This window comes from Magnetospirillum sp. 15-1, assembly GCF_900184795.1.
GTDB lineage: Bacteria > Pseudomonadota > Alphaproteobacteria > Rhodospirillales > Magnetospirillaceae > Phaeospirillum.
Window position 1 is genome coordinate 32,348 of record NZ_FXXN01000015.1, and the last position, 12,527, is coordinate 44,874.

At 67.1% G+C, this 12,527-nt stretch carries 10 protein-coding genes; 3 read left to right on the forward strand and 7 right to left on the reverse strand.

Annotated features, from left to right (window positions below; translation table 11 throughout):
- Positions 1 to 392: 392 nt before the first annotated feature.
- Entirely contained in the window at positions 393 to 2,846 is a 2,454-nt protein-coding gene (locus CP958_RS02470) for a PAS domain S-box protein (protein WP_096700433.1), read from the reverse strand.
- Positions 2,847 to 3,018: 172 nt separating this feature from the next.
- Between CP958_RS02470 and CP958_RS02475 the strand changes: the two genes are divergently transcribed.
- Positions 3,019 to 4,179 (forward strand): efflux RND transporter periplasmic adaptor subunit, encoded by a 1,161-nt coding sequence (locus tag CP958_RS02475; protein ID WP_096700434.1) that lies wholly within the window; start codon positions 3,019 to 3,021, stop codon positions 4,177 to 4,179.
- Positions 4,180 to 4,189: 10 nt separating this feature from the next.
- A complete protein-coding gene (locus CP958_RS02480; protein WP_096700435.1) occupies positions 4,190 to 7,369 on the forward strand; it encodes a multidrug efflux RND transporter permease subunit in 3,180 nt (1,059 codons plus the stop codon).
- A gap of 51 nt (positions 7,370 to 7,420) precedes the next feature.
- Here the strand turns inward: CP958_RS02480 and CP958_RS02485 are convergent, their stop codons facing one another.
- From CP958_RS02485 to CP958_RS02510, 6 genes are all read right to left on the reverse strand, one after another.
- Complete coding sequence (locus tag CP958_RS02485; protein ID WP_096700436.1) at positions 7,421 to 7,777, reverse strand: c-type cytochrome; 357 nt, start codon at positions 7,775 to 7,777, stop codon at positions 7,421 to 7,423.
- 96 nt (positions 7,778 to 7,873) lie between these two features.
- Positions 7,874 to 9,037 carry an FAD-dependent oxidoreductase gene (locus CP958_RS02490; protein WP_096700437.1) on the reverse strand — a complete coding sequence of 388 codons (1,164 nt, stop codon included), beginning with the start codon at positions 9,035 to 9,037 and terminating at the stop codon, positions 7,874 to 7,876.
- A 2-nt stretch (positions 9,038 to 9,039) separates the two neighbouring features.
- Entirely contained in the window at positions 9,040 to 9,204 is a 165-nt protein-coding gene (rd, locus tag CP958_RS02495; RefSeq protein ID WP_096700438.1) for a rubredoxin, read from the reverse strand.
- Positions 9,205 to 9,232: 28 nt separating this feature from the next.
- Positions 9,233 to 9,436, reverse strand: a complete 204-nt coding sequence (locus CP958_RS02500; protein ID WP_096700439.1) for a rubredoxin — start codon at positions 9,434 to 9,436, stop codon at positions 9,233 to 9,235.
- 24 nt (positions 9,437 to 9,460) lie between these two features.
- On the reverse strand, positions 9,461 to 9,937 hold the full coding sequence (locus CP958_RS02505) for a rubrerythrin family protein (protein WP_096700440.1): 477 nt from the start codon (positions 9,935 to 9,937) through the stop codon (positions 9,461 to 9,463).
- Between the two features lie 99 nt (positions 9,938 to 10,036).
- Positions 10,037 to 11,428, reverse strand: coding sequence for an efflux transporter outer membrane subunit (locus CP958_RS02510; protein WP_096700441.1), 1,392 nt, complete (start codon positions 11,426 to 11,428; stop codon positions 10,037 to 10,039).
- Positions 11,429 to 11,977: 549 nt separating this feature from the next.
- Here CP958_RS02510 and CP958_RS02515 point away from each other — a divergent pair.
- Entirely contained in the window at positions 11,978 to 12,526 is a 549-nt protein-coding gene (locus CP958_RS02515) for a recombinase family protein (protein WP_096700442.1), read from the forward strand.
- The last annotated feature ends 1 nt before the right edge of the window (position 12,527 follow it).

Genomic DNA, 12,527 nt, shown 5'->3' on the forward strand with positions numbered 1-12,527 from the left:
TGCCACCCTCTTCTCATAAATCAGCGCGCGCACCACCTTCGGCGCACGACAGCCACTCCGCACCACTGTGAACGATACAGCAATTTACGAGAAAAGGTCAACATACAGCATTTACCCGACAAAATTATACCCACTACTTAATCAGGATTAAGTGAAAGAACTTCTCAAGAATACGAGAAGAAAACAAACCAGAGCGACACAAAAATCAGTAAAAAAACTCATGATTTCCTGGCGGTTGCTCACTATATTTTCTTTCTGCTCACAAAAAAAGGCGCCCAGCATCACACAAAGTTACCAACTCCCCTCTTTCACATACCAGGGATAAGGTCATCCTTTCCTTCGCCATAGACACCCATGCCATAGGACATGCGGCACCCATTATGACGAGGAAATCAACCCTGAGTTTGATTGAGCGTGAAGCGGAAGATGCAGCCGCTGTCCGGATTGGACTCGACCCAGATATGGCCACCGTGGCGCTCGACGATCTTCTTGCAGATGGCGAGGCCGATCCCGGTGCCCTCGTAGTGATCCCGGGTGTGCAAGCGCTGGAAGACCAGGAAGATGCGATCAAAATAGGCGGAATCGATGCCGATGCCGTTGTCGGCCACCGAGAAGACCCAGCCCTGCGGTCCGGGCTCGGCCGACACGGCGACCCGCGGCTGGCGCTCGGGCGAGCGGTATTTCAGGGCGTTGCCGATCAGGTTCTGGAACAGGCGCAGCATCTGGGTACGGTCGGCGGTGACGACCGGCATGGGGCCGACCTCGAGATTGCCGCCCGCCTCGGCCAGGGCCGCCCCGAGATTGCTCCGGACGTCATCCAGCACCTCGCCCATGGGGAAGGCGGTGAACTGGCCGCCCAGCCGCTCGACGCGGGAATATTCCAGCAGATCGTGGATCATGGCCTGCATGCGCTTGGCGCCATCCACCAGAAAGGCGATGAACTCGTCCGCGTCGCTGTCGAGCCGGCCGCGATAGCGACGTTCGATCAGTTGGGCGTATCCGGCGATCATGCGCAGCGGTTCCTGCAGGTCGTGGGAGGTGACGTAGGCAAACTGCTCCAACTCCTTGTTGGACGCATCGAGCCGGGCCACCAGATCCTTGGTGCGGGCCTCCATCTCCTTGGCGAAGCTGATGTCGCGGCAGATGAACAGCAGGCAGTCCAGGTCGTCGATCACCACCTCCTGCACCGAGATCAGCACGTCGAACGCCTTGCCGTCCTTGCGCCGCAGCCGGGTCTCGAAATCCGCCACCTGCCCGTCGCGGCGCACCGCCGCCACCAGTCGGGTCCGATCCTCGGGATCGGCCCAAACCCCGAGCTCCAGGGCGGTCCGGCCGGTGAATTCATCGCGGGCATAGCCCAGCATGGCGGAAAAGGCGTCGTTCAACTCGATATAGCGGCCGTCCCGAGTGGCCGACAGGGCCATGGCGTCGGGGCTGGCGCGGAAGGCCTTGGCGAACTTCTCCTCGGAAAGCCGGAGTCGCCGCTCCGCCTCCTTGGCGGCGGTGATGTCCTCGATGGTGCCGACCAGCCCCCCGGACGGCCCGGCCTCGTCCGAAAGAGCGGCGGCATGGCCGCGTACCCAGCGGATGCTTCCGTCCCCCCTGACCAGCCGCATCTCGGCCAGGAACTCCCCTTCGCCCCGCACATGGGACCGCCACACCGCACCGACCGCCTCGCGGTCGTCGGGATGCACCACGTCGCACCACTTGCCGCCCACCATCTCGTCCCGGCGCCGCCCCGCCAGTTCCAGCCAGCGTTCGTTGACGTAGAGGCAGGTGCCGTCGGCATCGCTTTGGAATACCCCCACCGGGGAATGCTCGGTCAGCATGCGATAGCGCGCCTCGCTGGCCGCCAGGGCCTGCTGCATGCGCTGACGCTCGGCCAGACGGCGGTCCGAGATCATCGCCAGCCCCAGGGTGACCAGCGCCAGCAACAAAGTCGCCCCGCCCTGCAGGATCGTATCCCGCCGCCAGGGAGCCAGGGCCTCGGCCAGGGACATGCCCACCGCCACCACCAGCGGATGGTGCTCGAATTGGCGATAGGCGACGACCCGTTCGCCGCCGTCGGTGATGGACCGGCCGACGATGGTCCCCACCCGCCCGCCGGCCAGACGGGAAAAGACCTCGCCCTGCGCCACCGATTTGCCGCTCCACGTCGCGCTATCGGGCAGCCGCGCCAGGATGATCCCGTCGTCGCGGATCAGGGTGGCGCGCCCGCCGTCGCGGGGCAGGATGGAGCGCAACTCGTCCTCGAAGATCCGGGGGTCGAGAGAGACGGCCACCACCCCCGCCAGCCGCCCCCCGTCACGGACGGGGCGGGCGACAACGATGCTTTGGGCCGCCACCACGCGGCTTTGCAGCGGAGCGCTGATGAAGACCGAACGCGCCGGATCGCCGGCTAATTCCCTGAAGTAATCGCGGTCGTGCACGTCCGTGCCGACCATGCCGGGCAAGGTTCCCGCCGCCATGATGCCCTCGCCATCGATGAAGACGGCGCTGCGGATTTCCGGAATCAGCTTCATCCGGTTACCCAGCATGGCAAGGGCGCGTTGCGGGTCGTCGGGCCGCCCGCCGGGGGCCGCCTCCGCCATCTCGGACAGCAACTGGTCGATGCCGCGCAAAATGCCGGTGATGTGTTCCTCGGACACCCGGGCCAGGGCCTGCACCAGGTATTCCGCGTCGGCGACCTCCTTGCGGTAGGTCCCCACCGCCTGCCAGACGGTCAGCGCCGCCAGACAGGGAACCACCAACGCCGCCAGCAGCCTCGCCCGCCAGGCATTGATCGGGCGCTGCGGCGTCTCGGAGCCCGTTTCTGGCTGGCACGCATTCATAGCGAAAGAATACATGCGGATCGTATGCCCCACAACCATGACGGCCCCACTGTCCTTGGTTCCTATTGACCGGCGGCCCCACCGCTCGCTAAAACCGAACCGTTCAGTTCAGTCGGACCGTCCGCTTGTGCGGACAGCCGGCCGCGACCATTCTTTCCTGACACATTCGTCGATACGGGACCGGATCATGGATAGTTCACCGCGCCGCTCTAAGGTTCCGCTTCCCGTCCTGCTGCTGGGCGGCCTGGCGCTGCTGGGGGTGGCGGTGGGAATCGCCTCGTTCTCGTCCACGTCGTCCGGCCCGGCCGGCGCTCCGCCGGCGGGCGGCCCGCCGGTGACCGTGGCCCAGCCGCTGACCCGCCCGATCATCGACTGGAGCGAATATACCGGCCAGTTCGCGGCGGTGGATTACGTGGAGATTCGCGCCCGGGTGAACGGCTACCTCACCGAGGTGCACTTCACCGACGGGCAGATGGTCAACAAGGGCGATCTGCTGTTCGTCATCGACCCCCGCCCCTACGAGATCGCGCTGGCCTCGGCGCGGGCCAAGCTCGATCAGGCCATGGGTACCAAGGAATACACCAAGCGCCAGCTGGCCCGCGCCGGCGAACTGCACCGCAAGGATTTCGTCGCCGAGAGCACGCTGGATCAGCGCACCGAGGAATCGCGGGGCGCCGGGGCCACGGTGGAAGCGGCCCGTGCCGCGCTCCGCGATGCCGAACTGAACCTGCAGTTCACCCGCGTCACCGCCCCCATCTCGGGGCGGATCAGCGCCAAGCAGGTGAGCGTCGGCAATCTGGTCACCGGCGGCCCCAGCGTGGCGTCGCCGACCCTGCTGACCACCATCGTGTCCCAGGACCCCATCCACGTGACCTTCGACCTGACCGAGGCCGACTATCTGGCCCAGACCAAGCGCGGCAATCCGGTGGGCGCGGCGGTGCAGTTGCGGCTGATGAGCGAAAGCGGCTGGCCGCGCGAGGGCAAGCTGGACTTCGTCGACAACCAGATCGACCGGGGCAGCGGCACCATCCGGGCCCGCGCCGTGCTGGCCAATCCCGACGGGCAGGTGCCGTCCGGCGCTTTCGGCCGGGTGCGCCTCGCCACCTCCGAGCCCTATCAGGGCCTGCTGGTCCCCGACACCGCCATCGTCACCGACCAGTCGCGCAAGCTGGTGATGACCGTGAAGGACGGCACCGTGGTGCCCAAGCCGGTCACCCTCGGCCCCAAGGAGGGTGAACTGCGGGTGGTCCGCGACGGTCTGGCCGCCGACGACCAGGTGATCATCAACGGCCTGATGCGGGCCCGCCCCGGCTCCAAGGTCACGGGGCAACCCGGCAAGATCGAATAGGGACCGACCCATGCGCCTGTCCCACTTCTTCATCGACCGCCCCATCTTCGCCACCGTGGTGTCGATCCTGATCACCATCATCGGCGCCATCAGCTACTTCACCCTGCCGGTGGCGCAGTATCCCGAGATCGCGCCGCCGACCATCGTGGTCAGCGCCTCCTATCCCGGCGCCTCGGCCCAGGTGGTGGCCGACACCGTCGCCACGCCGCTGGAGCAGCAGATCAACGGCGTCGACAACATGCTGTATCTGAGCAGTCAGGCCACCGGCGACGGCAACCTGAAGCTGACGGTGACCTTCGCGCTGGGCACCAATCTCGACACCGCCCAGGTGCTGGTGCAGAACCGGGTGGCGGTCGCCACCGCCCGCCTGCCCGACGACGTCAAGCGCATCGGCATCACCGTGGCCAAGAACTCGCCCGACATGCTGATGGTGGTGCACCTGAATTCGCCCGACGGCTCGCGCGATCAGTTGTACCTGTCCAATTTCGCGACACTGCAGATGATCGACGTCCTGGCCCGCCTGGACGGCGTGGGCGACGTCCGCATCTTCGGCGCCCGCGACTATTCCATGCGGGTGTGGATCGACCCGGACAAGGCGTCGGCCCGCAACCTGACCGCCGGCGAGGTGGTCAAGGCGCTGCAGGCCCAGAACGTCCAGATCGCCGCCGGCGTGCTGGATCAGCCGCCGGTGCCCAAGCAGGGCGCCTTCCAGCTGTCGGTGCAGACCCAGGGTCGCCTGACCGACCCCGCCCAGTTCGGCGAGGTCATCGTCAAGACCGATGCCTCGGGCCGCATCGTGCGCCTGAGCGACGTGGCGCGCATCGAGCTGGGAGCGCTGGATTACAGCGTCAACGGCTATCTCGACAGCAACAACGCGGTGCCGGTCGCGGTGTTCCAGCGCCCCGGCTCCAACGCCCTGGCCACCGCCGACCGGGTCATCGCCAAGGTCGAGGAGATGTCCAAGACCTTCCCCTCGGGCGTCAGCTACGCCATCGCCTACAACCCCACCCAGTTCATCGCCCAGTCGGTGCACGAGGTGATCAAGACCATCTTCGAGGCCGTCATCCTGGTGGTCTTCGTGGTGATCCTGTTCCTGCAGACCTGGCGGGCCTCGCTGATTCCGCTGGCCGCCATTCCGGTTTCGCTGGTCGGCACCTTCGCCATTCTCGGGGCGCTGGGCTATTCGCTCAACAACCTGTCGCTGTTCGGGCTGGTGCTGGCGGTGGGCATCGTGGTCGACGACGCCATCGTGGTGGTGGAGAACGTCGAGCGCAACATGAAGGACGGCATGAACTCGCGTTCCGCCGCCCACCAGACCATGGACGAGGTGGGCAGCGCCCTGATCTCCATCGCCCTGGTGCTGTGCGCCGTGTTCATTCCCGCCGCCTTCATTCCCGGCATCTCGGGCCAGTTCTTCCGCCAGTTCGCGGTGACCATCGCCGCCTCGACGGTGATCTCGCTGGTCGTCTCGCTGACCCTGTCGCCAGCGCTCTGCGCCCTGCTGTTCCGCGGCCACGGCCCGCTGGACCACCACGAGGAGACCGGCTGGCGCCGGCAGGTGGCCCGCTTCTTCGCGTGGTTCAACCACAGCTTCGACCGGCTGGCCGGCGGCTATGGCAGCCTGACCCGCACGGTGGTGCGCAAATCGACCCTGATGCTGCTGCTCTATGCCGCGCTGATCGGCGCGGCGGGGGTCGAGTTCGTCAAGACCCCCAAGGGCTTCATCCCCGAGATGGACCAGGGCTATCTGATCACCGTGATCCAGCTGCCGCCCGGCGCCTCGCTGTCGCGGACCGACGCGGTGGTCAAGCGCGTCGAGAAGATCATGGCCGAGACGCCCGGCGTCGGCCATACGGTGGCCATCACCGGCCTGGACGGCGCCACCTTCACCAACGCCTCCAACGCGGCGGCCATCTTCACGCCCTTGAAGCCGTTCGAGGAGCGCTATGCCCAGGGCCTGTCGGCCAACGTCATCACCGCCGAGCTGAGGAAGCGCCTGAGTTCCATCCAGGAAGCCTTCATCATCACCATCCCGCCGCCGCCGGTGCGCGGCATCGGCACGGCCGGCGGCTTCAAGATGATGCTGCAGGACAAGGGCGGGCGCGGCCCCAAGGCGCTGGAGGACGCGGCCAACGACATCGCGGCGGCGGCCAACCGGATTCCCGGCCTGCAGGGCATCTTCACCCTGTTCAACACCCGCACGCCCAACGTCTACGCCGATATCGACCGGGTGCGCGCCCAGATGCTGGGCGTGCCGGTGGACCGCATCTCCGAGGCGCTGCAGATCTATCTCGGCTCGACCTTCGTCAACGAGTTCAACTACCTGGGCCGCACCTTCCGCGTCACCGCCCAGGCCGACGCCCAGTTCCGCAACGAGGTCGAGGACGTCGGCAACATCAAGGTCCGCAACGACAAGGGCCAGATGGTGCCGCTGGGCGCGGTGGCGTCGTTCCGCTTCGACACCGGGCCTTACCGCGTGCCGCGCTACAACCTGTTCCCCGCCGCCGAGGTGCAGGGCTCGGCGGCGCCGGGCTATGCCAGCGGCTATGCGCTCGAGCAGATGCGCGCCCTGGCCGCCGAGCGGCTGCCCGACGGCTTCGGCTTCGAGTGGACCGAACTGGCGTTGCAGGAATTGCTGGCCGGCAACAACGGGCTGTTCGTCTTCGCCGCCTCGGTGCTGTTCGTCTTCCTGCTGCTGGCCGCCCAGTATGAAAGCTGGTCGCTGCCCGCCGCCGTGGTGCTGATCGTACCCATGTGCCTGCTGGCCGCCGTCACCGGACTGATCATCCGCGGGCTGCCCATCAACATCCTGGCGCAGATCGGCTTCATCGTGCTGATCGGGCTGGCGGCCAAGAACGCCATTCTGATCGTCGAATTCGCCCGCCAGGGCGAGTCCGAGGGCCTGGACCGCGTCGAGGCCGCCGTGCATGCCGGCCGCACCCGCCTGCGTCCCATCCTGATGACCTCGCTGGCCTTCATCCTGGGCGTGCTGCCCCTGGTGGCCGGTGCCGGTGCGGGTGCCGAGATGCGCCAGAGCCTGGGCACCGCCGTGTTCTACGGCATGCTGGGCGTCACCGGCTTCGGGCTGGTGTTCACGCCGATCTTCTATGTGGTGATCCGCAAGATGGTGGCCGGGCATCACGCCCGCGCCGCCGCCGCCCACGCCGCCGAGCAGGCGAGGGGGCGGTAAAACCCTTAGTCTCCCTCCCCGGCCGTCCCGCCGGGGAGGGGACTCGAAGCGTTATTTCAGGGTCTTCATATAGGCGATCAGCGCCGCCACATCGTCGGGATTCTTGCTCCCGGCATAGACCATCTTGTTGCCGGGGATGGTCTCCTTGGGATTGGCGATATAGGCCGCCAGATTGGCGTCGTCCCAGCTCTTGCCCCAGCCGGCCATGGCCGGCGAGTACTTGAAGCCCGTCGCCACGGTGCCCGCCTTGGAGCCGGCCACGCCGAACAGACTTGGCCCGACGCCATTGGCTCCCGCCTCCACCTTGTGGCACGCCTTGCACGGCGTGAAGGCGGCCGGCGGATCGGCGGCCAGGGCGGTACCGGCCAGGGCCATGGCGGCGGCGAAGGCGGCAAGCTGAAGCTTCATCGGAAAAGTCCCCCTAATACGTTTGCCCATCCGCCTTTCAGCAAAGCATCATTTGATGTTTGTCACAACAGGCCCGGTGTCGCAGCGGACCAGGAGTCACAGCAGATCGGGCATCTCGCGCCCCAGAGCCTGCCGCTCGTTGACCCGCGAGCCGGAGAGCGCGAAGCCCAGGGCCTTGCCGTCGGGCGCCAGGAACAGCGCCTTGCGGTCGCGGCCCTCGCCCTCGATCACCCATTCGCCGGCCGCGCCGGGGGCCGGCGGGCAGACCACCATGGGCAGGGCCGGAGTCTTGACCACCACCGGCAGGGCGGGAAGCGTCAACACGGTCTCGGTACCGGCCAGGGTGGCGGCCAGGGCCTTGGCCTCGGCCATCAGCGGCAGGACGAAGGGCAGCGGCCCGGCGGGAGTCTCGGCGCAATCGCCGATGGCGAAGATGTCCGGGTCCGAGGTGCGCAAGGTCCGGTCGACCACGATGCCCCGCTCCACCTTCAGCCCCGCCTCGAAGGCCAGCCGGGTGCGCGGCACCAGACCGATGGCCGACAGGGCGTGGTCGTAGGCGATCATGGTGGCGTCGTCGAGGGCGGCGCGGCCCTTGTTCCAATAGGCCACCGAACGGCCGAGATGGAAGGTGACACCCGCCGCGCCCAGCGCCTTGGCCATCTCGTCGCCCAGCGCCTGCGGCAGCAGGCGGCCGAGCGGCCAGGGCGCCGGGTCGACCACGGTGACGTGATGGCCCGATCCGGCCAGATCGTTGGCGAATTCCGAGCCGATCAGCCCGGCCCCCACCAGCAGGACGCGCCCGCCCGGCTTCAGCGCCGCGCGCCAGGCGGTATAATCGTCCAGGTCGTTGACGGTGCGCACCTGGGCGTCCTCGCAGCCCTCGACCCAATAGGGCCGGGGATCGGCGCCGATAGCCAGCACCAGGCGGCCATAGGGCTGCTCGAACTCGGAACCGTCGGGACGGCGCACCACCACCGCCTTGGCATCGCGGCGGATGGCGGCGACCCGATGGCGGACCAGAACGGAGGCCTTGAGGTCGGCCGCCATCTGCTCCGGCCCCTTCTGCACCAGGGTGGACGGGTCCTTGCCCTGGGCGAAAGCGGCGGACAGCATGGGCTTGGAGTAGGACTCGCCGCCGTCGGCGGTGACGATGGTGATGGCGATTTCGGCGTCCAGCTTCCTCAGTTCGCGGGCCAGGGTATAGCCCCCCAGCCCGCTGCCGAGGATGACCACACCGTTTCGGGCGGCGGCGTTGCTCATGATCAGCCCTCCTGGGGTTCGAAATCCGACTTGGACACGCCGCAATCGGGGCAGGACCAGTCATCGGGGATATCCTCGAAGGCGGTACCGGGCGGGATGCCGTCGTCGGGCAAGCCGACAGCCGGGTCATAGACGAAGCCGCACACGACACAGACATACTTCTTCATAATCGCTTCCTCCGGGTTGGGGTGTTGGTCAGACGGCCATCTTGGGCGGAATCCAGGCGGCATCCTGGTGGGGTTCGAAGTCTTCCTTACTGACCCCGCAATCGGGGCAGGACCAGTCGTCGGGAATGTCCTCGAAGGCGGTGCCCGGGGGGATTCCGTCCTCGGGCAGGCCGAGGACGGGGTCGTAGACCAGGCCGCACACCACACAGATCCAGATCTGATCGTTGCTCATCATCAGGTCTCCTTCCTTGGCGGCTCAGCCCTTGTGGGCGTTCAGGGTGGCCTGGTAGTGGCCGGCGTGCTTCTCCTCGACCTTGGCCAGGGCGGCGAAGCGCTTGGCGGCGGTGGCGAGGATCTTGGCGAAGCGCTCGGCGTGCTCCTGGGACTCGGCGATCTGCTCGTCCATCTCGGCGACGGCGGCGGTGTTGCCTTCCTGCTCGGCCAGATGACGGAACTTCGGGTACATCTCGGTGTACTCGTAGGTCTCGCCGTCGATGGCCATCTGCAGCATCTTCTCGACGGTCAGTTCGGCCTTGGGATAGAGCAGTTCAAGGTGTCCGAAGGCGTGAGCGGTTTCCTGCTCGGCGGTGCGTTCGAAGACCTCGGCCACCTCGACGGCGCCCAGCTCACGCGCCCGGCGGGCGAAGTAGAGGTACTTGCGGTTGGCCATGGACTCGCCGGCGAAGGCCGCTTCGAGATTGGCGATGGTGGGAGAGGCGGGGTTGAAGGCCATTGGGGTCATCTCCTTGGTGTGAACCGATGAAGAGACCTTATCGAAAACGACTGATCGAATGAAACGAGTTAAACTTGTTTCAAAAATCGATTTTATCGATCAGACGCCAGCCTGCCAGCCCCCTCCCAACGCCTTGTAGAGGCCGACGATGGCCTGCATCTGGGACAACCGCGCCTGGGCCAGGGAATCCTGGGCGGTGAACAGGGTCTTCTGGGTGTTGAGCACGGTGGTGACGTCGACGATGCCGCCGGCCAACTGGGCCTGGGCGATCTCGAAGGCGCGGCGCGCCGTGGCTTCGGCGACTCGCTGGGCCTCCACCTCCTCGACGGCCTTCTCCACGGCGATCAGGGCGTTCTCCACGTCGGAGAAGGCCGAGGCCACCGCCTTGCGGTAGGTCTGGGACAGTTCCTCGAAGCGGGCCCGCTTCTGCTCGACGGTCCCGGCGATCCTGCCGCCGTCGAAGATGGTCTGGGTGGCCGACGAGGCCACCGACCACAGCAGGCTCTGGGCCGTCATCATCTTCAGGAGGTCCAGGCTTTGGAAGCCGCCCTGCCCGGTCAGCGAGATGGAGGGAAACCAGGCGGCGCGGGCCGCCGCGATGTCGGCGTTGGCGGCGCGCAGGGACGCCTCGGCCGATTGCACGTCGGGACGCCGCGCCAGCAATTCCGACGGCAGCCCCGCCCCCACCGCCGGCACGAGCAGCACTCCCAGGGTCTCGGGCACCAGGCCGAAATCCTCGGGCAGGCGGCCGGTCAGGATGGCCAGGGCGTTGTAGTCCTGGCGCATCTGGCGCTCCAGCGGCGCCAGGGTCGCCTTTTGGGTGGCCAGCACGCTTTCCTGCTGCGCCACGTCCAGCGAGGTGGCGGTTCCCGCCAGCTGGCGGTCGCGGAACACCGACAGGATGCCCTCGGAATTGGTGATGGATTCCTTGACCAGCCGGATACGCTCCTGCAGCCCCAGGATCTCGAAATAGGTGGTCGCCACCCCCGACTGGGCGGTCAGCGTCGCGGTCTGCAGGTCGAAGCGCGAGGCCTGGGCCGCCGCCTCGGCCGAATCCACCGCTGCGGCGTTCTTGCCCCAGAAGTCGATCTCGTAGCTGGCGGTGAGCGTCGCGCTGCTGGTGGTGGTGTAGCGCGCCTTGGACAGCGTGGTGGTCGAGGCGGCCCGGGATGCCCGCGCCCGCGTCTCACCGGCCGAGGCCGACAGCGACGGCAGCAGCGATGCCCCGGCGATGCTCAGTTGGGCGTCGGCCTGCCGCACCCGGGCGGTGGCGGCGGCCAGATCGAAATTGGCGGCCTGGGCGCGGGCCATCAGTTCGCCGAGGCGGGTGGAACCGAATTGCCGCCACCAATCCTGACCCGGCCAGACATTGCCCTGGGCCGCGTTCTTCCACTGGGCGGGAGGCGGCGTCACCGGCCTGACATAGGCGTCGCCCACCGAGCAGGCCGACAGCAAAGCCACCGAAAGGGCGGAAAGGGCGGTCTTCCTCACGTCGTCATCTCCTCTCCGCGCCCCGGCGCGGCACTGTTGATATTACGCAAACGAAAGCGTCGCGTCCCTGTCGCAAGGCGTTCACATCGTCCCTGCGAAATATCCATGAAAAAGGCGAAAGGACGCCATTTACCAAGATTGCGCCGCCTCCACCGCCAAAGGACGACCCTTGGCGATCCCAGCGAAATTACCGTGCGAAACCTGTGGACAGACCGCGAATCGGAAGACGGCGAGCCGGAGGTATCCGACGCTTCCGCCAGGGTGGAAGCCATCGGGGCGGACAGCCCCCCCGCTCCTCACCGCGTTCAACCAAAAGAGCCTGTTGACAGCCTTGGAGCAAACTGCGCCGCCGATCTTTACACCCGGTTCACAGGGCCATGGTAAAAATAGGCTGCGTAATTTCAAGAGGCGCGCATTTCCTGGCCGCCACATGATGGCACAAGTTCCCACGCCGCACGGCGCCCCCCGTAAAAATACCGTGCATAACATGTGGACAGACTGGGGAAAGACGCTACCATCCGCCCATCGCGACAAGGGAACCGGAAAACGATGATTGTCGGCTATTTCCGCAGGATCGACGGCGGCGAGGAGGCGGCGCCCACCGCCGTACTGCGCGCCGAGCGCTGCCTGCGCATCGAATCGGACGGGGTCGGCCGCCAGACGGCCCGGACCCAACTGATCGCCGGCCTGAGCAACGGCGACGTACTGGTGTCGCCGTCCATCGCCCATCTGGCGCCGTCCATCGTCGAAGTGCTGCGGGTATCCCGCCACGTCCATGGTCGCGGCGCCACCCTGCGGCTGGTGCTGGAAAAGATCGACACCTCGGTTCCGGCGGCGCGCAACGTGCTGGCCGCCTTCGCCGAATTCGAAAGCCGGCTTCAGGCCGACCGCCGCAACGCCGGCCTCTATGAAGCGGCCCTGTCGGGGGTGAGACCCGGCCGTCCGCGCAAGCTGGACCCGGCCCGCATCGGGCTGATCGCCGGCGAGCTGGCCGCCGGGCGCACCGCCGCCTCCATCGCCCGCGAACTGGGGGTGCACCCGACCACCGTGACGCGTCTGGCGCGTCTCGCCCCGACCGGGGACGACGGGCTGGACTGAG